At 61.6% G+C, this 21,718-nt stretch carries 25 protein-coding genes and 1 pseudogene; 10 read left to right on the forward strand and 16 right to left on the reverse strand.

Annotated elements, in window-relative coordinates; genetic code table 11:
* Positions 1-506 precede the first annotated feature (506 nt).
* Together J3361_RS01315 and J3361_RS01320 are read left to right on the forward strand one after the other, a co-directional pair.
* Entirely contained in the window at positions 507-1,853 is a 1,347-nt protein-coding gene (locus J3361_RS01315; protein WP_207961674.1) for an MATE family efflux transporter, read from the forward strand.
* A 207-nt stretch (positions 1,854-2,060) separates the two neighbouring features.
* On the forward strand, positions 2,061-2,726 hold the full coding sequence (locus J3361_RS01320) for an HAD family hydrolase (protein WP_207961676.1): 666 nt from the start codon (positions 2,061-2,063) through the stop codon (positions 2,724-2,726).
* Between the two features lie 143 nt (positions 2,727-2,869).
* Here J3361_RS01320 and ppnN read toward each other — a convergent pair whose 3' ends face one another.
* Positions 2,870-4,243, reverse strand: coding sequence for a nucleotide 5'-monophosphate nucleosidase PpnN (gene ppnN / locus J3361_RS01325; protein WP_053122984.1), 1,374 nt, complete (start codon positions 4,241-4,243; stop codon positions 2,870-2,872).
* A 217-nt stretch (positions 4,244-4,460) separates the two neighbouring features.
* Between ppnN and J3361_RS01330 the strand changes: the two genes are divergently transcribed.
* Positions 4,461-4,994: a DUF3087 family protein gene (locus tag J3361_RS01330; protein ID WP_207961678.1), complete on the forward strand. Its 534-nt coding sequence runs from the start codon at positions 4,461-4,463 to the stop codon at positions 4,992-4,994.
* A 106-nt stretch (positions 4,995-5,100) separates the two neighbouring features.
* Positions 5,101-5,856 (forward strand): OBAP family protein, encoded by a 756-nt coding sequence (locus tag J3361_RS01335; protein WP_207961680.1) that lies wholly within the window; start codon positions 5,101-5,103, stop codon positions 5,854-5,856.
* Between the two features lie 203 nt (positions 5,857-6,059).
* Here the strand turns inward: J3361_RS01335 and J3361_RS01340 are convergent, their stop codons facing one another.
* From J3361_RS01340 to J3361_RS01375, 8 genes and pseudogenes are all read right to left on the reverse strand, one after another.
* On the reverse strand, positions 6,060-6,287 hold the full coding sequence (locus tag J3361_RS01340) for a hypothetical protein (RefSeq protein WP_207961682.1): 228 nt from the start codon (positions 6,285-6,287) through the stop codon (positions 6,060-6,062).
* Between the two features lie 63 nt (positions 6,288-6,350).
* Positions 6,351-6,512: pseudogene (locus J3361_RS01345) on the reverse strand (general stress protein); the annotation flags it as partial.
* A gap of 242 nt (positions 6,513-6,754) precedes the next feature.
* A complete protein-coding gene (locus tag J3361_RS01350) occupies positions 6,755-7,318 on the reverse strand; it encodes an ATP-dependent Clp protease proteolytic subunit (protein ID WP_207961684.1) in 564 nt (187 codons plus the stop codon).
* Positions 7,319-7,436: 118 nt separating this feature from the next.
* A complete protein-coding gene (locus tag J3361_RS01355; RefSeq protein WP_207961686.1) occupies positions 7,437-8,492 on the reverse strand; it encodes a DNA topoisomerase IB in 1,056 nt (351 codons plus the stop codon).
* A 299-nt stretch (positions 8,493-8,791) separates the two neighbouring features.
* Positions 8,792-9,871: a molybdenum ABC transporter ATP-binding protein gene (gene modC / locus J3361_RS01360; RefSeq protein WP_207961688.1), complete on the reverse strand. Its 1,080-nt coding sequence runs from the start codon at positions 9,869-9,871 to the stop codon at positions 8,792-8,794.
* 3 nt (positions 9,872-9,874) lie between these two features.
* Positions 9,875-10,555 carry a molybdate ABC transporter permease subunit gene (modB, locus tag J3361_RS01365; protein ID WP_186729699.1) on the reverse strand — a complete coding sequence of 227 codons (681 nt, stop codon included), beginning with the start codon at positions 10,553-10,555 and terminating at the stop codon, positions 9,875-9,877.
* Entirely contained in the window at positions 10,556-11,308 is a 753-nt protein-coding gene (modA, locus tag J3361_RS01370) for a molybdate ABC transporter substrate-binding protein (protein ID WP_207961691.1), read from the reverse strand.
* A 343-nt stretch (positions 11,309-11,651) separates the two neighbouring features.
* Positions 11,652-12,722 (reverse strand): nitronate monooxygenase family protein, encoded by a 1,071-nt coding sequence (locus tag J3361_RS01375; RefSeq protein WP_207961693.1) that lies wholly within the window; start codon positions 12,720-12,722, stop codon positions 11,652-11,654.
* 149 nt (positions 12,723-12,871) lie between these two features.
* Here J3361_RS01375 and J3361_RS01380 point away from each other — a divergent pair, with 149 nt between their 5' ends.
* Positions 12,872-13,360: a GyrI-like domain-containing protein gene (locus J3361_RS01380; protein WP_207961695.1), complete on the forward strand. Its 489-nt coding sequence runs from the start codon at positions 12,872-12,874 to the stop codon at positions 13,358-13,360.
* Here J3361_RS01380 and ada read toward each other — a convergent pair.
* From ada to J3361_RS01405, 5 genes are all read right to left on the reverse strand, one after another.
* On the reverse strand, positions 13,324-14,397 hold the full coding sequence (gene ada / locus J3361_RS01385) for a bifunctional DNA-binding transcriptional regulator/O6-methylguanine-DNA methyltransferase Ada (RefSeq protein ID WP_207961697.1): 1,074 nt from the start codon (positions 14,395-14,397) through the stop codon (positions 13,324-13,326). The two genes, J3361_RS01380 and ada, sit on opposite strands and share 37 nt — an antisense overlap.
* Positions 14,398-14,484: 87 nt before the next feature.
* Positions 14,485-15,165, reverse strand: coding sequence for a DNA oxidative demethylase AlkB (gene alkB / locus J3361_RS01390; protein ID WP_207961699.1), 681 nt, complete (start codon positions 15,163-15,165; stop codon positions 14,485-14,487).
* On the reverse strand, positions 15,152-15,871 hold the full coding sequence (locus J3361_RS01395) for a 2OG-Fe(II) oxygenase (RefSeq protein ID WP_207961701.1): 720 nt from the start codon (positions 15,869-15,871) through the stop codon (positions 15,152-15,154). The genes alkB and J3361_RS01395 overlap by 14 nt, the downstream gene beginning before the upstream one ends.
* A 277-nt stretch (positions 15,872-16,148) precedes the next feature.
* Positions 16,149-16,316: a hypothetical protein gene (locus tag J3361_RS01400; protein WP_207961703.1), complete on the reverse strand. Its 168-nt coding sequence runs from the start codon at positions 16,314-16,316 to the stop codon at positions 16,149-16,151.
* A gap of 28 nt (positions 16,317-16,344) precedes the next feature.
* Positions 16,345-16,647, reverse strand: a complete 303-nt coding sequence (locus J3361_RS01405) for a DUF1883 domain-containing protein (RefSeq protein WP_003182962.1) — start codon at positions 16,645-16,647, stop codon at positions 16,345-16,347.
* A gap of 202 nt (positions 16,648-16,849) precedes the next feature.
* On the opposite strand from J3361_RS01405, the gene J3361_RS01410 reads away from it, so the two are divergent.
* Positions 16,850-17,200 carry a hypothetical protein gene (locus J3361_RS01410; protein ID WP_186709305.1) on the forward strand — a complete coding sequence of 117 codons (351 nt, stop codon included), beginning with the start codon at positions 16,850-16,852 and terminating at the stop codon, positions 17,198-17,200.
* 109 nt (positions 17,201-17,309) lie between these two features.
* Positions 17,310-17,540 carry a hypothetical protein gene (locus J3361_RS01415; RefSeq protein ID WP_186709307.1) on the forward strand — a complete coding sequence of 77 codons (231 nt, stop codon included), beginning with the start codon at positions 17,310-17,312 and terminating at the stop codon, positions 17,538-17,540.
* A 1-nt stretch (position 17,541) separates the two neighbouring features.
* On the opposite strand, the gene J3361_RS01420 is transcribed toward J3361_RS01415, so the two are convergent.
* Both J3361_RS01420 and J3361_RS01425 read right to left on the reverse strand, forming a co-directional pair.
* Positions 17,542-17,823: a hypothetical protein gene (locus tag J3361_RS01420; RefSeq protein ID WP_186709309.1), complete on the reverse strand. Its 282-nt coding sequence runs from the start codon at positions 17,821-17,823 to the stop codon at positions 17,542-17,544.
* Between the two features lie 129 nt (positions 17,824-17,952).
* Positions 17,953-18,165: a hypothetical protein gene (locus tag J3361_RS01425; RefSeq protein ID WP_060741669.1), complete on the reverse strand. Its 213-nt coding sequence runs from the start codon at positions 18,163-18,165 to the stop codon at positions 17,953-17,955.
* 233 nt (positions 18,166-18,398) lie between these two features.
* Between J3361_RS01425 and galU the strand changes: the two genes are divergently transcribed.
* The 3 genes from galU (at position 18,399) to ahpC (ending at position 21,665) form a co-directional block, all read left to right on the forward strand.
* A complete protein-coding gene (galU, locus tag J3361_RS01430) occupies positions 18,399-19,238 on the forward strand; it encodes a UTP--glucose-1-phosphate uridylyltransferase GalU (RefSeq protein WP_003182953.1) in 840 nt (279 codons plus the stop codon).
* 319 nt (positions 19,239-19,557) lie between these two features.
* Positions 19,558-20,913, forward strand: a complete 1,356-nt coding sequence (gorA, locus tag J3361_RS01435) for a glutathione-disulfide reductase (protein ID WP_207961706.1) — start codon at positions 19,558-19,560, stop codon at positions 20,911-20,913.
* Between the two features lie 188 nt (positions 20,914-21,101).
* On the forward strand, positions 21,102-21,665 hold the full coding sequence (gene ahpC / locus J3361_RS01440) for an alkyl hydroperoxide reductase subunit C (RefSeq protein WP_207961708.1): 564 nt from the start codon (positions 21,102-21,104) through the stop codon (positions 21,663-21,665).
* Positions 21,666-21,718 lie beyond the last annotated feature (53 nt).

Genomic DNA, 21,718 nt, shown 5'->3' on the forward strand with positions numbered 1-21,718 from the left:
TGCTAACAGGTTATTTGCGAATAACTGGTTATCTGCGACCCTTACTCGGACTTTAAGACCGGCTGTCCGATTCCGGTATTGCGGTAGGCATTGGCCTACCCAGTACGTGGCACTGTGCTATTTCAGACTAGACGCAGTCTGGGAAATGTCGAATGGCCCCGACGAAGGTATAAGCCGCGTGGCGGAAAGTGCGCGCAGAGGGGCCTTTGTGGCGAGGGAGCTTGCTCCCGCTGGAGCGCGAAGCGGTCCCAAAAGCGGCTGGCGAGGTTAGCCTGATACACGGCGTGTCCAGGTTTCGGGGCCGCTGCGCAGCCCAGCGGGAGCAAGCTCCCTCGCCACAAGAGCCACAAGAGCCACAGAGCCACAAGAGCCACAGAGTCACAGAGTCACAAGAGCCAAGAGCCAAGAGCCACAAGAGCAGCCTGCGCCGAATCTTCTGAAACGAGTTGTATGGATTGAGCTAAATTACCGGCACCCGGATTTTCAAACCTGCCATCAGAGCCCCCATGCCCACCGAGCCTCTCTGGAAAACCTATCTTCTGTTCCTGCTTCCCATGGTCCTGTCCAACTTCCTGCAGTCCATGTCCGGCACGCTCAACAGCATCTACATCGGCCAGATGCTGGGGACCCAGGCGTTGGCAGCGGTGTCGGGCATGTTTCCCATCGTGTTTTTCTTTATCGCGTTGGTGATCGGCCTGGGCGCGGGGGCGGGGGTGTTGATCGGGCAGGCCTACGGCGCCGGCGAAACCGGCACGGTGAAGGCGATTGCCGGGGCGACCTTGTTGCTGGGGGCGATCATCGGCCTGGCGGCGGCGGTGCTTGGCAGTGTCTTTGCGCGAGAGGCGTTGCAGGGGCTCGGCACGCCGGCCGATGTGCTGGAGGACGCTGTTTCCTATGCCCGGGTCATGCTGTGGATCTTGCCGATGTTGCTGGTGTTCGTGCTGTTCACCCAACTGTTGCGTGGGGTAAGCGATACGGTGTCACCGATGTTGGCGCTGCTGGTGTCCACCAGTGTCGGGCTGCTGCTCACGCCGGCGTTGATTCGCGGCTGGCTGGGTTTGCCGCAGATGGGCATCCAGAGCGCGGCATGGGCGGGGCTGGTGGGGACGACGTCGGCGATGCTGATGCTGGCGTGGCGCCTGAACCGTCGCGAGCATGCCCTGGCGCCGGACCGTGCGTTGTTCGCGGCGATGCGCCTGGACAAGGACATCCTCGGCAAAGTGCTGCGTATTGGCCTGCCCACAGGGTTGCAGATGGTGGTGATCTCGTTGTCGGAGTTGGTGATCCTCGCGCTGGTCAATCGCCACGGTTCCGAGGCCACGGCGGCCTACGGCGCGGTGACGCAGATCGTCAACTACGTGCAGTTTCCAGCGCTGTCGATTGCCATTACCGCCTCGATCCTCGGTGCCCAGGCCATTGGTGCCGGACGCCTGGAGCGCCTGGGGCCGATCCTGCGCACGGGGCTGCTGATCAATCTCTGGCTCACCGGTGGGCTGGTGTTGCTGGGTTATCTGTTGTCCCACTGGCTGTTGGGGCTGTTCATCACTGACCCGGCGGCGCGGATCCAGGCCGAACACCTACTGCATATCATGCTTTGGAGCTTGCTGGTGTTCGGTTTCCAGGCGATCGTCGGCGGCATCATGCGCGCCAGCGGCACGGTGCTGGCGCCGGTCGCCATTTCGGTCTTCTGCATCGTCGCCGTGCAAGTGCCGGCGGCGTATCTGCTGGACGCCCGCTTCGGACTGCAAGGGGTGTGGATGGCGTTCCCGGTGGCTTACCTGAGCATGCTGCTGTTGCAGACGCTGTACTACAAGCGGGTGTGGCAGCATCAGCCGATCGAGCGCCTCGTTTGAATCGCCGTTTTGTAACACAACACCAATTCCTGGGCGAACCTGTGGGAGCAAAGCTTGCTCGCGATGCAGACACCTCGGTTTCTGGGAGACCGCGTCAACTTTATCGCGGGCAAGCCTTGCTCCCACAGGGTCCACTCCCATAGGGGAGGGTGGTGCCTGGCGATGTTACAGTGGCCATCACCCGCCACGCCGCCCACCGAGGATCCGATGCCTGTCACTCTGCGCTCCAACATCGCCTACCGCGCCTTCCTGTTCGACATGGATGGCACGTTGCTCAATTCCATCGCCGCCGCCGAACGGATCTGGACACGCTGGGCCCTGCGCCATGGCGTGGATGTGGCGACGTTCCTGCCGACCATCCATGGCGTGCGCGCTATCGACACCATTGCCCGACAGCACCTGCCAGGGGTGGATGCCCAGGCGGAAGCCGAGCAGATTACCCGTGAGGAAATCGAAGATGTCGAAGGGGTGGTGCAAGTGCCCGGTGCGCTGGCGTTCCTGGAAAGCTTGCCGCCGGAGCGCTGGGCAATCGTCACCTCCGCGCCCATGGCGTTGGCCTTGCGTCGCATGGAAGCGGCGGGCATCCCCCGTCCCGCCGTGATGGTTACCGCCGAAGACGTCAGCGACGGCAAGCCCAACCCCGCCTGCTATCGCCTGGCCGCCGAGCGCCTGCAAGTGACGCCCCAGGAATGCCTGGTCTTTGAAGACGCCGAGGCCGGAATCCGGGCAGGCGAGGCCGCCGGGGCTGACGTCCTGGTGGTGACGGCAACGCACACGCACCCAGTGGTGACCCTTCATCCGCAGATCAAGGATTACCTCGGGCTAGGCCTTGAAGTGGATGAAGCCGGGCTGATGCGGATGAAGCAGGGCTGATGCGGATTCTGTAACCACAGCTGACCCCTTGTGGGAGCGAGCCTGCTCGCGAAAGCGGTGGGTCAGCTTGCATCAATGTTGGATGTGCCGGCGCCATCGCGAGCAGGCTCGCTCCCACATTGGAGTGGTGTAGGGGCTGGAGGTCAGGTCACCACGCGATAGCACGGCACATATGCCGCGCCGCCCGGCAGTTTCATGCGGTGCTGGGCGACGAATGCCTGGAGCAGGCGGTCGAGGGGTTCCATGATGGCGGGGTCGCCGTGGATTTCGTAAGGGCCGTGTTCCTCGATCAGGCGGATGCCCTTGTCCTTGACGTTACCGGCCACGATTCCCGAAAACGCCCGGCGCAGGTTGGCGGCCAGTTCGTGGGCCGGCAGGTCGCGGCTCAGGCCCAGGCTGGCCATGTTGGCGTGGGTCGGGTCGAACGGGCGTTGGAAGCCCTCGTCGATCTTCAGCAGCCAGTTGAAGTGGAAGGCGTCGTTGCGCTCGCGGCGGAACTGCTTGACCTCCTTGAGCCCCTGGGTCATCTGCCGGGCCACTTCGGCCGGATCGTCGATGATGATCTGATAATGCTTCTGCGCCGCCTCGCCCAGGGTCGCACCGACAAACGCATGCAACTGGTCGAGGTACGGCGCGGCGCTTTTTGGCCCAGTGAGCACCACTGGGAAGGGCAGGTCCTGGTTGGCCGGGTGCATCAGGATGCCCAGCAGGTACAGGAATTCTTCCGCCGTGCCGGCGCCGCCCGGGAAGATGATGATGCCGTGGCCGACCCGCACGAAGGCTTCCAGGCGTTTCTCGATGTCCGGCAGGATCACCAGCTCATTGACGATCGGGTTCGGTGCCTCGGCGGCGATGATGCCCGGCTCCGTCAGGCCCAGGTAGCGCCCGCCATGGATGCGCTGCTTGGCGTGGGCGATGGTGGCGCCTTTCATCGGGCCTTTCATCACGCCCGGGCCGCAGCCGGTGCAGATGTCCAGGCTGCGCAGGCCCAGTTCGTGGCCGACTTTCTTGGTGTATTTGTATTCTTCGGTGTTGATCGAGTGACCGCCCCAGCACACGACGATTTTCGGCTCGACACCCGGGCGCAGGGTGCGGGCGTTGCGCAGCAGGTGGAACACGTAGTCGCTGATGCCCTGGGACGAGCTGAGGTCGATGCGCTGGCTGTCCAGTTCGTTCTCGGTGTAGACGATGTCGCGCAGGGCGCTGAAGAGCATTTCCCGGGTGCTGGCGATCATCTCGCCGTCGACGAAGGCGTCGGCTGGCGCGTTCAGCAGCTCCAGGCGCACGCCTCGGTCCTGCTGGTGAATGCGGATCTCGAAGTCCTTGTAGGCTTCCAGGATGGTCTTGGCGTTATCGACATGGGCGCCGGTATTGAGGATGGCCAGGGCGCACTGGCGGAAGAGGTCGTAGATGCTGCCGGAACCGGCTTCGCTCAGTTGCTGGACTTCGCGCTGGGACAAGGTTTCCAGGCTGCCTTTTGGGCTTACCGAAGCGTTGATTACATGTCTTTGAGTCATTCAGCTTTCCTTGAAAACGATGCCATGCACACAACGACGGCATCTTGAAAAAAACGTCCACACCGAAAGATCGCACGATCCTTGCGCTGTCGCCATGGACTTCGATCCGAACCTGGCGAGTCGGTAGCGATACAAAATGAGCCCCAGCATAGCTAAATCGACCGGGCAGGCGATAATGCGTGACTCTTTTGATGCCGTACAAGGAAATTGCACCGCGATGTTCGAGATCAAACCGTGGGATGGTGACACCTACCGCAAGCAGACCCGCCGCAGCACCCTCATCATCGCGGTGGTGTTCCTGGCCCTGGCGATGCTGCTGTCCAGCCTGGCCGTGATGTTGTTCGGTACGCCCGGAGGCGATAACTTTCGCTTCAATCTGGGCGGGGTGATCGTCGCCGTGTTGGCGATGGCGGTGCTGATGCGCCAGTATTTCTGGTCGCAGCCGTGGATGGCCGCCGCGGTGTACGGCTGGCAACTCAAGCGCAGCCTGATGAAAATCACCAACGTGATGCATCAGGTGAAGACCGGTGTCCAGGCCGAGGACCCGGCCGCCATGAAGCTGCTGCGCTTCTATCACCTGGGGCTGGCGCAGATGCATCAGCTGGACGCCAACTCCAGCGCCCAGGGGGCCCTGGCGCGAGAGGCCGACGCGCATCTGGCGAAGATGCAGGCGCTGGGCCTGGACACTGAACAGTCGCGCCTGGACCCGAGCTGGATCGAGACGGTGAAGCAAATCCATAGCGCCGGTTGATCGCAGAGGTTGCCGAGGCGCGCCATTCGTCGGTAGGTCGCAAGGAAAATCAAACCCGCCCCCGGCACTGTCTTTCTCATGAACAGTCATGAAAAGGAGAGATGACATGCCAGATCGAAGCGTTTATGGCGCCTGGACACTGCTTTGGGCGTCGGCTTTGGGATTGACCGGTTGCGCGGGCGGCACGAGCGGCTCGCCCGTCGATGCGCCGGGCGCGGCGAAGACCCCGACCACTGCGACGCTGGAAACCGGGGCGCGGCTCATGCAGGACAAACCGCCGTTGCGGGCCCTGGACACCTACCTCGATGGTTTTCATTTCTATAACGGGCGGATGTCCGGGCAGATGGAAGCGCATCACTACTGCACGGCGCTGAACGAGGAAGTCTTTCAGTGCGCGATCTTCGACGGCAACACCTCCGGCGCCAAGCTGATGGGCGTCGAGTACATCATCAGCAAGCGTTTGTTCGAAGGGTTGCCAGCCAGTGAAAAACAGCTGTGGCACAGCCATGTGCATGAGGTGAAATCCGGGCAATTGATCGCACCGGGGATCCCTCAGGTCGCGGAAACCCGGCTGATGGAAAACCTGGTCGGCACCTATGGCAAGACCTGGCACACCTGGCACACCGAACAGGGCAACGCACTGCCTTACGGAGTGCCTCAGTTGATGATGGGCTTCACGGCCGACGGGCAGATCAACTCACGGCTGGTACGCGAGCGGGACGGTCGGATGGGCATCGACAGCGAAGCGAAAAAGCGGGCCCGAGCGGGTATTGAAGCGCCGGCGATCGATCCCGGGGCGGACGCCTGGCAGAAAGGGCAGGTGTGGCAGATCAAGGATCCGACTGGGGATCATGCCCATTAAAAGGTTGTCGAAATTCCGCTCTTTTGTGGCGAGGGAGCTTGCTCCCGCTGGGCTGCGCAGCAGCCCCATTAACCCTCAGGCATATCACTGACCGAGTTGAGCAATAGAGGGGGGCTGCTTTGCAGCCCGGCGGGAGCAAGCTCCCTCGCCACGAAGTGTTCGAAGTAATAAGGCGGGATAGGGCGTCGCGCAGTTAGTTTGAACTACGGCTGTTTGAAATGCCCCGGCACACCATGTTCTTCTTCGTTGGGCCGGGTTTTTTTCTGAACTTGGACATCGCTGAGTTCAACATCCTTGAGTTCACTGAACGTCGCCCTCAAGAGTGCTTCGGCTTCGTCGGCACTCAATGTCTCGGTGCTCGCCTGCACCACACGATTGTCAGGTTGGTTGTTGCTGATGAAACTGATGATGAATCGATCCTGTTTGCTCATGGGCGGCCTCGGTGTGGTTAAGCGCCAGGGCGCAGCATTACTGCGCCCCGACGGTTTTCCAGGTTACGATTTCCTGCCGCCGCCATGGCTGCGTTCGCCACCTTTGCGGCCGGCTTCAGAGGCTTTTTCCCGGTCATTTGCAAAGTTGCCGCCCGAAGCGTGTCCGCCTTTCTTGCCGGCTTCCGAAGCTTTCTCACGATCATTTGCGAAATTACCTGGGTTCTTGTTTCCGGTGTTAGCCATTTTGAGAATCCTCATTTTGGTTAAAGCGAGCAAAAACTGCCTCGCCTAACTGTGAAAGAAAATTCCCGAGGGAAGTTTAAAGAAAACGTTTCGTTGGCGACGAACGGTAATCCACTTAACAAAGCGCAAGGAAAAAAGTTATACAGCCGCTTCGCTTGAAAGTTGTACAGGATTGCCACGTTTAATTGAAAAGCCAATGAGCATGTTATTTATTGATTTCGTTCTTAATCTTCACCGCCGCTGACTTTCCAATGTTTGGCCTCCACGGGGAAGACGACCTGCTCGACCCGGTGGGCGATGCCAAAGGCCAGGGAATTCTCGGCCGGAATCACTCGTTCCTCGGCGCACAGGCACTTGAAGATATCCAATTGGGTCGCCGCGCCGGCGGTTTCCTTGACGTAGATCTCCACGTACCGCGCCACGTCGTTGTCCAGGCTGGACAGGTACTCGCGCAAACGTGAGTGGTCCACGGATTTCTGGCCGAAATACCAGTTCATCGGATGGATCAGGAAGCGCGAATGGGGGGTGGTGGTGCGGTCGCTAGCGGCCAGGAACATGACGATGCCCATCGACTCGATGTTGCCGGCATTGACTGCACGCACCGGCACCGGAAGGGACTTGATGAAGGTATACAGCGTAAAACCGAAGTTGGTACTGCCGCCGACGGTGGAGAGGTTGAGCATCAGCGAGTCGGCGCCTTGCTCGATGGCCTCCAGGCAGTTGTCGCGAAAGCGTTCGGTGGTTCCCTGGTCGATCTGGCAATGAAAATGGACAATGTGTTCGGACATCTGTAACTCCTGTCGATTTCACCCTTTTTGAATACCTGCGCAGTGGTCGTGCCCTACAGTTGGGAGTCCGGTGGTCTGCCGATGTTCCACCGCCTTGACTCGCCGCGGGTCCATTGCGTTAACCCGATTGCGCCTGTTCGCAGGCCTCGGCCGTTTGGGTCATACGCTTCAAGAATAGCGCCAGTCCGGCTTCTTCTTCGCTGAGGCCTTTGCGGGCCCGGGGTTTGGGCAAGGCCTTCAGGGCGCCGAGCAGGAAACCTTCCACCACGGCGGGATGGATGTAGCATTTACGACAGACGGTCGGCGTGTTGCCCAGTTGTCGGGAGACCTGCCTGACCATCTCGGTGACGTGTTTCTTGGCTTCGGTCTCGGTTTCCCAGCGCAGCGCCCGCAGCCCGGCCAGCGCCGCTGCGCTGCCGGCCCAGGTGCGGTAGTCCTTGGCGGTGAAATCGGCGCCGGTCAGCGTCTTGAGGTAGGCGTTGATGTCCGAAGAACTGATGGAGTGGCGCTCGCCATGTTCGTCCAGGTACTGGAACAGGTTCTGCCCGGGGATCTCCTGGCAGCGCTTGATGATCCGCGCCAGGCGCCGGTCTTTCACAGTGATCTGGTGCTCGACGCCGCTCTTGCCACGGAACTGGAAGGCGATGGCGCTGCCGTTGACCTCGACATGTTTGTTGCGCAGGGTGGTCAGGCCGTAGGAGCGATTGGCGCGAGCGTATTGGGGGTTGCCGACGCGGATCAAGGTCACGTCCAGCAGGGTGATGACCGTGGCCAGCACTTTGTCGCGGCTGAAGCCGGGCGTGGCGAGGATTTCTTCCAGGCGTTTGCGCAAGCGCGGCAGGGCGCGTCCGAACTCCAGCATTCGCGAATACTTGTCCGCGTCGCGCACCTCACGCCAGCGCGCATGGTAGCGATACTGCTTGCGCCCGCGGGCATCGCGCCCGGTGGCCTGGAGATGACCACGGGGGTCGGTGCAAATCCAGACATCGGTGTAGGCCGGCGGCACCGCCAGGGCGTTGATGCGCTGGATCTCGGCGGCGTCGGTGATGCGTTGGCCCTGCGGGTCGAAATAACAGAATTTGCCCCGGAGCTTCTTGCGGGTGATCCCCGGGGCCGTGTCATCGACATAATGCAGGTCGGCCGGCAGTGCATCCGGCGGCAGGGTGTCGGGCATGAAAAAAATCCTTGGCAACGAATCCGGTGGCCTGTGAATTCATTGACCGCAGCCCGTTGCGGTCGTGCCAAGATTCTGAGGCTGCCGCAAAATCTGTAGAAGCAAACTGTGGGAGCAAACCTGCAGGAGCAAATCTGCAGGAGCAAATCTGCAGGAGCAAATCTGTGGGAGCAAGGCTTGCCCGCGATAGCATCGCCTCGGTCTATCAGCTACACCGAGGTGCTTGCATCGCGGGCAAGCCTTGCTCCCACATCCTTGCTCCACAAGTTCCCTACAGTGTGATCCGCTGCCTACGAACCCTACGCCAACACCGCCACCGCCTTGATCTGCGCCCACAACACCTGCCCCGGGTGCAGCTTCAACTGGTCGCGGGAGTAGCGAGTAATGCGCGCCAGCAGCGGGGTGCCGGCCACTTCCAGGCGGATCAACACATGGGCGGCGTTGTCGGCGGCCTGTTCGCTGATCACGGTGACCGGCAGGCGGTTGAGAATGCTGGTCTGGGCATCGTTCGCCAGGCTGAGGCTGACATCCCGGGCCTGGACCTTGAAGCGCAGCGATTGGCCGAGGGCCAATGAGGTATGGGCCACGCGGACGTTCAGTTGGCTGTCGGGCAGGTTCAAGGTCAGCAATTGATACGCCGGGTCATAGCCGCTGACCTTGCCTTCGATCACCACCCCGGCGTCATCCCCCAAGGCCAATGGCAGGTCGAGCCGGGCCAGGGTTTCACCGATGGGGCCGCTGGCCTGTGCGCGACCAGCGTCGAGCAGCACGATGTGATCGGCCAGGCGCGCCACTTCGTCCTGGGAATGGCTGACGTACAGCACCGGGATGTCCAGCTCATCGTGGAGCCGTTGCAAATAAGGCAGGATCTCGTTTTTACGTCGGGTGTCGAGGGCCGCCAGCGGCTCATCCATCAGCAACAGACGCGGGCTGGTGAGCACGGCGCGGGCGATGCCTACCCGTTGGCGTTCGCCGCCGGAGAGGTTGTTCGGCTGCCGATCGAGCAAGTGCCCGATGCCCAGCAGGTCGGTGGCCTGGTCCATGTCCACCCGCCGTTGTGCCGGTGCAATGCGCTTGAGGCCGAATGCCAGGTTGGCCCGCACCGACAGATGGGCAAACAGGCTCGCCTCCTGGAACACGTACCCCACGGGACGCTTGTGGGGCGGCACGAACACACCGTGCTCAGTGTCCTGCCACACCTGGCCATTGACTTCGATAAACCCCTGGGCCGGCCGTTCCAATCCGGCAATGCAGCGCAAGCAGGTGGTCTTGCCGGAACCGGAAGGCCCATACAAGGCTGTCACGCCACGGCCCGGCAGTTGCACATCCAGGTCCAGGGAAAACGCCCCATGGTCGAGTTGCAAACGCGCGTGAATCATCGATCAGCTCCAGCCGGCGCGGGCTCGGCGGCTGGAGTACAGCGCCAGCAGCACGAGGAATGAAAACACCAGCATCGCCGCCGCCAGCCAGTGGGCCTGGGCATATTCCAGGGCTTCGACATGGTCGTAGATCTGCACCGACACCACCCGGGTTTTCTCCGGGATGTTGCCTCCGATCATCAGCACCACGCCGAATTCGCCAACGGTGTGGGCGAAACCGAGGATCGCCGCAGTGATGAAACCGGGGCGGGCCAGGGGCAGGATGACGCTGAAAAACGTGTCCCAGGGCCCGGCTCGCAGGGTGGCGGCGACTTCCAGGGGGCGACTGCCGATGGCGGCGAAGGCGTTCTGCAACGGCTGCACCACGAACGGCATGGAATAGATCACCGAGCCGATCACCAACCCGGTGAAACTGAAGGTGAGGGTGCCCAACCCGAGGGCTTGGGTGAACTGGCCGATCCAGCCGTTCGGTCCCAACGCCAGCAATAAATAGAAGCCGATCACCGTGGGCGGCAGCACCAATGGCAACGCCACCACCGCACCCACCGGCCCGCGCAGCCAGGAGCGGGTGCGCGACAGCCACAAGGCTATGGGCGTGCCGATGAGCAGCAGGATCACCGTGGTCAGGGACGCCAGTTTCAGGGTCAGCCAGATGGCGGCGTAATCGGCGCTGGTCAGGGGCATTTAGCGTTGGTAACCGTAGGTCTGGATGATGGCGGCGGCTTTCGGGCCCTTGAGGTAATCCATCAGGGCCACGGCGGCGGGGTTGTCCCGGCCTTTGTCGAGGATCACCGCGTCTTGTTTGATCGGGTCGTGCAGGTCGGCCGGGACGATCCACGCCGAGCCGCCCGTCACCTTGCCGTCCTTGTACACCTGGGACAAGGCGACGAAGCCCAGTTCAGCGTTACCGGTGGAGACGAATTGGTAGGCCTGGGTGATGTTCTGGCCTTCGACGAGCTTGCTTTTGACCTGGGCGGTCAGGCCGAGCTTGTCCAGCACCTGGGTCGCGGCCAGGCCATAGGGCGCGGCTTTCGGGTTGGCGATGGACAGGTGTTGGAAATCGTTGCGCTTGAGGACCTGGCCCTGGTTGTCGACATAACCGGCCTTGGCCGACCACAGCGCCAGGGTGCCGACGGCGTAGGTGAAGCGCGAGCCCTTGACGGTGTCGCCTTCGTTTTCGAGCCGGGCCGGGGTGGTGTCGTCGGCGGCGAGGAAAACTTCGAACGGCGCGCCGTTCTTGATCTGCGTGTAGAACTGCCCGGTGGCGCCGTACGCTGCTACCAGTTTGTGCCCGGTGTCTTTTTCGAAATCGGCGGCGATGGCCTGGATCGACGCGGTGAAATTGGACGCGACCGCTACCTGCACCTCGGCGGCCTGGGCGGCGCCAATCGTCAGGAACGGGATCAACAGCAACGGCGCGAAGCGGGTGAGGCGCATGGGTGAGGCTCCGGGGCAGGTTCGCTATATACCGGAATATATAGCGAATGACCGACAAACGGAACGCGGCATTTTGCCTGGGGAGCGAGGGTGCCAGGGCTGGCCCCATCGCGAGCAGGCTCGCTCCCACAAGGGGCCAGAGGTGGCAGCAAGATTCATGTTCACCACAGAACCCCTGTGGGAGCGGGCTTGCTCGCGAAGACGGCGGCACATTCAACCCCTTTGCCAACTGACCCACCGCTTTCGCGAGCAAGCCCGCTCCCACAGGTACATTGGCATCACCTAATGTCGTGGTTGCAGCACTCCCCCCTGTGGGAGCGAGCCTGCTCGCGAAAGCGGTGGGTCAGGCATTCGCCCTGTGGAGTCGGGCCAATGCCTCCTCGGCCAACCGCCGCGTCAACTCGGCCGCCGGCAACGCGCGGCCCAGAGGGAAGGCCTGGCCGGCCCAGAGGTTGCTGAAGTCCGCTTCGCCCTTGGCCCGCAGCGGCATCAACGCGCCCCCGGCCAGGGGGAACGCTGGGGCCAGCGGGCTCATCGGGCCCACTTCGCGCATCACCCGGTTGACGATGCCCCGGGCCGGACGGCCAGTGAACAGGTTGGTGACCGCGGTCTGGCTCTCCTTGGCCGTGCGCAACGCCCGGTGATGGGATGCGCTGATCTTCGCCTCGGGCGTGAACAGGTAGGCGCTGCCCAATTGCACCGCCGAGGCGCCCAAGGCGAACGCCGCGACAATCCCCCGCGCATCGCCAATGCCACCGGTGGCGATCACCGGCACCTTCACCGCATCCACCACCTGCGGCAGCAAGGCAAACAGCCCGACCTGGGTATTGAGGTCGTCGCTGAGGAACATCCCGCGATGCCCACCGGCTTCATAACCCATGGCAATGATCGCGTCGCAACCATGCTGTTCGAGCCAGACGGCTTCCTCGACGGTGGTGGCCGAAGACAGGATTTTCGCCCCGGTGGCCTTGACCCGGTCCAGCAGGGATTTCTCCGGCAGACCGAAGTGGAAACTGACCACTTTGGGACGCATTTCCTCCAACACCCGGCAGGCAGCATCATCGAACGGCGTGCGGTTGGACACCGGGGTCGGTGCGTCGAAGTCGACGCCCAGTTCCTCGTAGTACGGCTTGAGCCGTTGCTTCCAGGCCTCGGCCCGCTGTTCATCGAAGGCTGGCGGCTGGTGAGAGAAGAAATTCACATTGAACGGCTTGTCGGTCTGCTCGCCGATGGTCGTCAACGCCTGGCGCAGTTGTTCGACATCGAGCATCGCCGCCGGCATCGAACCCAACCCGCCGGCATTGCAGGTCGCGACCACCATGGCCGGCCCGGTCACCCCGGCCAGCGGCCCCTGAATGATGGGCAGCTCGATACCGAGCAGGTCAAGAATGCGCGTGTCTGGCCACTGGCTCATGTGCGGGGTCTCCGGGGCAGAAGGAAACAGCGTTTTTAACAGGTGTGGGCCGGCGACGGCCAGTCGAGTTTTTCAATCGAGTGCTTGCCGCTTGATCCCGACGCCGTGAGGGTTACCATGCGGGCTTCATACATCAAGGAGCCTGACCCATGGATGTGAAACTCAAGACTGTCGAACCCTTCACCGTGGCCGGTTTGCAGGTGCGCACCCGCAACACCGACGAGCAGCATCCCGACACGGCGAGGATCGGCCCGATGTGGCAACGATTCTTCACCGAAGGGTTGTTCGACACGATTCCGGCCCGGCAGTCGGAGTCGTTCGTCTACGGTGTCTATTCCAATTACGAGTCCGACGCCACCGGCCACTTCGACGTAACAGCCGGGGTGCAGGTGGATGCGACCAGCGCAGGCTACCCCGCCGTGGACATCGAGGGCGGGGACTACCTGGTGTTTTCGGCCAAGGGGCCGATGCCCGATTGCGTGATCCAGACCTGGGGCTTGATCTGGGCGTACTTCGCCGATAACCCGCAGACGCTGCGCCGTTTCACCACCGATTTCGAGGTCTATAGTGGCCCCGAATCGGTGGCGATCTACATCGGCATTCAATCCCCGGACGAGCGTTCCAGCGCCAGCAACTGACGCTTGCGCTCCACGCCCCAGCGATAGCCCGACAGGTTGCCGTCGCTGCGCACCACCCGGTGGCAAGGGATAGCCACTGCCAGGCTGTTGGCGCCACAGGCTTGGGCCACGGCGCGCACGGCCTTGGGCATGCCGATGCGCTGGGCGATCTCGGCGTAGCTGGCGGTGCTGCCGGCGGGAATGTCCCGCAACGCTTGCCAGACCCGCTCCTGGAAGGCGGTGCCGCGCAGGTCCAAGGGCAGGTCCAGGCCCAGGGCCGGCGCTTCGATGAAGCCCACCACCTGGGCGATCAACTGCTCGAACTCGCGGTCGGCACCGATGAGGTTGGCCCGGCGGAATTTGTCCTGCAGGTCCCGCACCAGCGCATCCGGATCGTCCCCCAGCAGGATCGCGCACACGCCACGCTCGCTTTGTGCCACCAGGATCGCCCCGAGGGAGCATTGGCCGACGGCGAAACGGATGTCGGTGTTCTGCCCGGCGGCGCGGTAGTCGGCGGGCTTCATGCCCAACACCTTGTCGGCCGCTTCATAGAAACGGCTGTTGGAATTGAAACCGGCGTCGTACAGCGCTTCGGTGATGGTGCCGCCATCGGCCAGGCGTTCGCGCACCTTGCGTGAGCGGTGGGCGGCGGCGTAACCCTTGGGCGTCAGGCCGGTGACGGCCTTGAAGACCCGATGAAAATGGAAGGGACTCAAGCCGGCGCTGTCTGCCAGTTCATTCAGGCCGGGCAGTGCCTCGGCGGCCTCGATCTGCCGGCAAGCCGCTGCGACCCGGGCCGCTTGTTGGGCGGCGATCTGGGTCTGGTCCCGGGCCACGCGCTTGCTGGGCCGATAACCGGCGGCCTGGGCCTGTTCCGGCGTGTCGAAGAATTCGACATTGCGCGGGTTGGGCAAGCGCGACAGGCTGCTGGGGTGGCAGTAGATGCCGGTGGTTTTCACGCCATAGACAAATGTACCGTCGGCGCGCGGATCGCGGGCGAGCACGGCGGCCCAGCGAGGATCCTGTTCAGCGGCAAGATTGTTTGAAGTGCTGTTCATGGTCGTTATTCCATTGGCCCGTTTTGGCTACATTAGCCAGCCTGCGAGAGGGCGACACTCCGGGTCTTGCGGTCGAATTCTGCACCTTCATCCGGCGGTGCGAAACGTCAGGTTGATCCGCTGGGCGCCCAGGCGCGGGTGTTGTCCTTCCTTGAGCGGCAGCACGCCGTGGTAACGCAAGCGATCCACGCCGCCCCAGACCACGATGTCGCCATGGAACAACGGGATGCGCAAGGCTTTGTCGCTGCGCTCGAAGCCGCCGAACTGGAACACCGCCGGCAGGCCCAGGGAGATCGAGACGATGGGCGCGGTGAGGGAGCGTTCGTTTTTATCCTGGTGCAGCGACATGCGCGCGCCGGGCACGTAGCGGTTGATCAGGCAGGCGTCGGGCTCGAACTGCTCGAACCCCGCCTGGCGGGCGGCAGCCTGGGCCAGTTCGCGAAACACCACCGGCATGTCGGGCCAGGGGTGGCCGGTCTGCGGGTCATGGGCGGTGTAGCGATAGCCGCTGCGGTCGGTGGTCCAGCCCAGCGCGCCGCAACTGCTCAAGGCCACCGACATGGTAAAACCACCAGGCGTGACCATCTGCCGGAACGGTGCAGCTTGCAAGACGCTTTCCAGCGCCGGCAGCAAACGCTCGAGCCAGGGCAGGGCGAAGCCGCGCAGCACGAACGCCTGCTGGCCGATATGTTCGACCTGGCCGGGCGTGGTGGGCGCCTGCTCGGCGAACAGGTCCAAGGTGATCGGTGTGTCGTTATTGCGCATCATGAAAAATGATTCCCAAGGTGTGCCGTCTGCCACTGTGCACGCGGCTGACGCCATGGCGCATGTTCACCCGATAATAACCGCGAACGCCTTTGACCGGCCGTTGGTGCACGGCAAATACCAGCGCATCGCCCTGTTTCAGATCCATGACCAGGGGCCGCGATTGCATGCGCGGGCGCTGTTCGGTGAGGACAAACTCGCCACCGGTAAAGTCCTGGGCCGGTTCCGACAGCAGGATCGCGACCTGCAAGGGGAACACCTGTTCGCCGTACAGATCCTGGTGCAGGCAGTTGTAGTCCTGCGGACCGTATTGCAGCAACAACGGCGTAGGGCGCGCTTGCCCGGCATCGTGACAGCGCTGGATGAATTCGGCGTGTTCGTGGGGGTAGCGCAGCTCCAGGCCCATGCATTCATTCCAGCGGTTCGCCAGCGGCACCAGCATGGGGTACAGCGACTGACGCAGCTGTTGGATGAGGTCCGGTAGCGGATAGCGAAAATACTGATACTCGCCGCGCCCGAATCCATGGCGGGCCATGATCACCCGCGAACGGAAAAGCTCGCTATCGGCGTACAAACCACTCAGTTGCCGGCATTGCGATGGCGGCAGCAGGTTGCGAATGATTGCACAGCCGTCCTGGTCGAGACTGTGCTCCAGGGTGGGCCAGTCCAGGTTGACGAGGTGTTGAGGCAGGGAAAGCGTAGGGGGCATGATGGCAATCCTTGGTGGAAAGGACTGTTCAGTCTGCGCAGTGCGGCGTTGCCGGGCACTCCGATTCTTGCGGTGCACCATTGAGCACAATGCTCTTGTGGCGAGGGAGCTTGCTCCCGCTGGGCGGCGAAGCCGACCCAAAATGACTGATGTGTTCTTGCAGGCAGACCGCGCCAGCAGGTTTTGCGACTGCTGCGCAGCCGAGCGGGAGCAAGCTCCCTCGCCACAAAAGCATCGTGCCCACCCAGTGGCTACAAAAATCAATCAGGATGAGCCATTACAGCGCCTTGCTGACCTTGAGGTCGCTGATCACATCGGTCTCGCCGTGCAGCTTTTGCAACGCGGCCAGGGCTTCTTCCTCGGTGCCGGTTTCCAGTTGCGCGAATTCGAAGCGGCGCTCGTCGTTGAGCTTGTACTTGATAACGTATTTGGTCGTCTGGGCCACGGTTTTGCCTTTCTTGAAAGGGCGATGCTCAGCTCAGTTTCGAGCTGGAACGCCGGATGATCTTGATCTTGTGGGTCAGGGTCGGCTTGCGCGTGACGCTGATTGCACGGCGGTTGACGGTGTCGATGGTGATGTTCCAGAAACCGGTGCTCGGCGCCGTGATCCTGGCCGGGAAGGTGTCGAACGCGCCACCGTGATACGTGTGCCGGCCGCCATTCTTGAAGCTGCGGAAGTTGGCGTCGTTCATCAAACGGATGTTGCACATTTGCGAGCATTCGATGACGACAATGTCGTCTTCGTTCAGGTGCTCGCGCTGGTGAATGAATTTCATGGGCGCCTCCAGAAGGGCTTTTTCTACAAAATCAAAACGATAGCAAGGGGCAATGAGGCGCAGTTTATCAGCCCCGAGTGTTAATATCCGGCCCGCGCGCCAGGCTTTGTTCATTTATCGCAGGTAGCGGGAAAAAAAAGCGGTGCGGCACCGGAGCAAAACGGTGTTTGCACTGTCGGAGCATCTTTATTGGAGGAAACATATGAAGCGCAGCGTGTGGGTGTTGGCATTGGCCATGAGTGGATGTGCATCGGTATCGGACATCAACCAGACGCCCCCCACCATGAGCGTCATCTCCGGAAAGAAACCCCACGAATATGCCAAGTGCGTGGCCGACAAGCTGGCCAGCAGCCGTGGCTCGCTGCAAATGGAGCCGCACAAGAACGGCGTGCGGCTGATCGTCCCGGGCAAACTGTCGGCCCTGCCGGCGGCAGTGTTCGACATTGACGAGCGTTCCAGTGGCAGCAGCATCAAGCTGCACGAAAGCATGTCCAACGTGCCCGTGCGTCCGGGCGATGTGCAGGACGCGGCCAATGCCTGTATTTCCGGCTGAACACGTCAGCGCCTGACGGGCGGACCGGCCATCGGATAAACTGCTTCCCCTCGACAAAAAATGCCGCCACGGTCAACGTTGGCGGCATTGTCATTCATGGAGTCACTCGATGAAACGCGAGCAGGTGCGCGAGCGCCATGCAGAAGGCCTTATTTTTGCCACCCACGTGATCCAGAACCCGGCGAGCCCGGGCGAATGGATCGTGTTCTTCAAGAAAAGCGCCGGGCGCAGTTTTTTCCTGGTGGATGAGCAGGACGAAGTCGAGTCCTTCAGCCAACTCGATGACCTGGTTGAGACCATACGTGGGCTGGGCATCAAGTTCGCCGAAATACACATCTAGCTTATTTGCAGACCACTACGACGCTGCGGCTGCTGAAGTTGCCGACGTCGACCCCCAGGGTCTTCTCGCTGTCCTTGGCCTGGGGCGTGCCGTCGGTGCCGACGATGCGGTAGCCGGTGCCGGCACAGGACGCATCGGCCTTTTCATAGCACGTCGCCCAGGAATTGGCCTCGCCCGAGCAGTCGATCGCCAAGCCTTGTTCGCCATTGTCGAGATAGGTTTTTTCGGCCGAGGCACAGCCCGCCAGGGCCAGGACTGTAAACAGCGCCAGAAGTGTCTTCATGGGATCGTCATCGAGGAGGGAAGGGCAATGGCGAGGTTATAGCGAATGGCCATTGCGGTACAGCTAAACAAGCCTCGTTCGATGCGCCGGTGGCATTTACTAGAGGCTCGTCTGTTTATTTCCTGCGGCTTATTTCTTGCGGCGGGGGCTGCGGGCGGGGGCGCTTTCGCGTTCCTTCGTCGCTGGAGCCGCGCGTTCGTCCTGGAATACCGCAGCCACTTCCACTGCCATGGCCTTGCTGGGCAAGGGACCGGCGACCTGCTCGCCGTGGTAGTTGATAATCCACCACTGGCCGTCCTTGCCCTGGCTGACCGAATAACCGTTTGCGTTTCTTGCCGACATCTAACTGCCTCGTTGGCGTGATCAAGGCGGCCATGATACGTCAAATGCCCGCAAACAGCGCTCACTGGCGTACAGTGGACCGCTGTAGCCATCGAAACGAAAGGCGATTGAACTATCCGCCGTTTTTTATTTCTCTATGATGGCACCGGTTGGCCAGTGCGGGCATTGTAAGGTGCCCGTCGCCTGATTAGACTGCGCCGAAACTCGTACACACCGCCTTTTCAAGGACTTATATGATCAAGAAATGCTTGTTCCCAGCAGCCGGTTACGGTACTCGCTTCCTGCCAGCGACTAAAGCCATGCCCAAAGAAATGCTGCCGGTGGTGAACAAGCCACTGATCCAGTACGGCGTCGAAGAAGCCCTCGATGCGGGCCTGACTGAAATCTCCATCGTGACTGGCCGTGGCAAGCGCGCCCTGGAAGACCATTTCGACATCAGCTACGAGCTGGAAAACCAGATCAAAGGCACCGACAAGGAAAAGTACCTGGTCGGCATCCGCAAGCTGCTGGACGAGTGCTCGTTCTCCTACACCCGCCAGACCGAAATGAAAGGCCTGGGCCACGCGATCCTGACCGGTCGCCCACTGATCGGTGACGAACCGTTCGCCGTGGTCCTGGCGGACGACCTGTGCGTCAACCTCGAAGGCGACGGCGTCCTGACCCAGATGGTCAAGCTGTACAAGCAGTTCCGCTGCTCCATCGTGGCGATCCAGGAAGTCGATCCGCAGGAAACCAACAAGTACGGCGTGATTGCCGGCGAAATGATCCGCGACGACATCTACCGCGTCCACAGCATGGTTGAAAAACCAAAGCCTGAAGACGCGCCGTCGAACCTGGCGATCATCGGTCGCTACATCCTGACCCCGGACATCTTCGACCTGATCGAACAGACCGAGCCAGGCAAGGGCGGCGAAATCCAGATCACCGACGCCCTGATGAAACAGGCCCAGAACGGCTGCGTCATGGCCTACAAGTTCAAGGGCAAGCGTTTCGACTGCGGTGGCGCCGAAGGCTACATCGACGCGACCAACTTCTGCTTCGAGAACTTCTACAAGACGGGCAAGGCTTACTGATAAGCCTGCGCCACGCCATAAAAAACGCCCCGACTGGTTCGGGGCGTTTTTTTTGGCTTGGGAAAAAATCTCTCGCAAGCCATACAAGGGATTCACCTTGTGGGAGCGGGCTTGCTCGCGAAGAGGGCGGCACAACCAACATTGATGTCGTTTGACACACTGCATTCGCGAGCAAGCCCGCTCCCACAGGTTTTGGGCTTGACCGCTCGACATGATCCAGTCCAGCTGGCTTTTCCATTTTCCGCCCCCATAACCATCGCAACGCTGCCTCAGGTGAAAAACAGCAGGTATGCTGATGACCTGCCGAAGGAGATAGAAAATGGCCTACGATTTTGACTTGTATGTGATTGGCGCCGGTTCCGGTGGTGTGCGGGCTGCGCGGTTCGCCGCCGGTTTCGGGGCCAAGGTGGCCGTGGCGGAAAGCCGCTACCTGGGCGGGACCTGCGTGAACGTGGGCTGCGTGCCGAAAAAACTGCTGGTCTACGGCGCGCATTACGCCGAGGACTTCGAGCAGGCATCGGCCTATGGCTGGACGGCGGGCGAGGCGAGTTTCGACTGGGCCACGTTGATCGCCAACAAGGACCGGGAGATCAATCGCCTCAACGGCATCTACCGCAACCTGTTGGTCAGCAGTGGCGTCGAGCTGCACGAAGGGCATGCCAGGCTGACCGGCCCCAACGAGGTCGAGATCAACGGCCAGCGCCACACCGCGAAGCATATCCTGATTGCCACCGGCGGCTGGCCGGTGATCCCGGATATCCCGGGACGCGAGCACGCCATCAGCTCCAACGAGGCGTTTTTCCTCAAGGACCTGCCTAAGCGCGTCATTGTGGTGGGCGGTGGCTACATTGCGGTGGAGTTCGCCGGGATCTTCCACGGCATGGGCGCGCAGGCCTCCTTGCTCTATCGCGGTGAGCTGTTCCTGCGCGGCTTTGACGGTGCGGTGCGCAAGCACCTGGCGGAAGAGTTGACTCGCCGTGGCCTGGACTTGCAATTCAACGCTGACATCAAGTCCATCGAAAAACTGGACGATGGCAGCCTCAGGGTAGAGCTCAAGGACGGTCGCACGCTGTCGACCGATTGTGTGTTCTACGCCACGGGCCGACGGCCGATGCTGGACAACCTTGGGCTGGAAAACACGGGCGTCAAGCTGGACGAAAAAGGCTTCGTGCAGGTCAACGAAAAGTACGAGACCACTGATCCATCGATCCTGGCCATTGGCGACGTGATCGGCCGTGTGCAGCTCACCCCGGTGGCCCTGGCCGAAGGCATGGCGGTGGCGCGGCGGCTGTTCAAGCCCGAGCAGTATCGCCTGGTGGATTACCGGATGATCCCCACCGCCGTGTTCAGCCTGCCGAACATCGGCACGGTGGGCCTGACGGAAGAGCAGGCCAGGGAGAAGGGGCATGAGGTACAGATTTTTGAAAGCCGTTTCCGGCCGATGAAACTGACCCTCACCGACTGCCAGGAACGCACCTTGATGAAACTGGTCGTCGATGCCAACACCGATAAAGTCTTGGGCTGCCACATGGTCGGACCGGACGCCGGGGAAATCGTCCAAGGCTTGGCCATCGCCCTCAAGGCCGGCGCCACCAAGCGCGACTTCGACGAAACCATCGGCGTGCACCCAACTGCCGCCGAAGAATTCGTGACGATGCGTACCCCCGCCGCCTGACGCAGCTATATGCGCTGCATAGAAGCTGTGTAGGAGCTCCTACACAGCTCCTACAGATTTTTTCTATCTATATAGATTCCTGATAGCCAAAACCAATCATTCACATCAGGTTTGCCAATGAGCCAGCCTGGGGATGAGTGGGTAAGATCCTCTCCATCAACTTTTCAACCCCTGACGGAGAAACATCGATGCCTACCATCAACAGCCAAGTTAAACCGTTCAACGCTACCGCTTTCAAAAACGGCGCTTTCGTCGAAGTGTCCGACGCCGACCTGAAAGGCAAGTGGTCTGTCGTGTTCTTCTACCCGGCTGACTTCACCTTCGTCTGCCCAACCGAACTGGAAGACCTGGCCGACAACTACGCCGAGTTCCAGAAACTGGGCGTCGAGATCTACAGCGTTTCCACCGACACTCACTTTGCCCACGCAGCCTGGCACAACACTTCGCCAGCCATCGGCAAGATCCAGTACACCATGATCGGCGACCCGACCCACGTCATCTCCCGCAACTTCGACGTGCTGATCGAAGAAGTCGGCCTGGCTGACCGCGGTACTTTCGTGATCAACCCAGAAGGCCAGATCAAGATCGTTGAAATCAACGACGGCGGTGTAGGCCGTGACGCTTCCGAGCTGCTGCGCAAGGTCAAGGCCGCTCAGTACGTCGCCGCTCACCCAGGCGAAGTCTGCCCAGCCAAGTGGAAAGAAGGCGAGGCCACCCTGGCTCCGTCCCTGGACCTGGTCGGCAAGATCTAAACCTGTGAGTCATCCGAGGGCGATCCGCTCTTAATCAAGTAAGCCGCTTCGCC

It is taken from the genome of Pseudomonas sp. OA65, from assembly GCF_017498305.1.
Lineage (GTDB): Bacteria > Pseudomonadota > Gammaproteobacteria > Pseudomonadales > Pseudomonadaceae > Aquipseudomonas > Aquipseudomonas zanjanensis.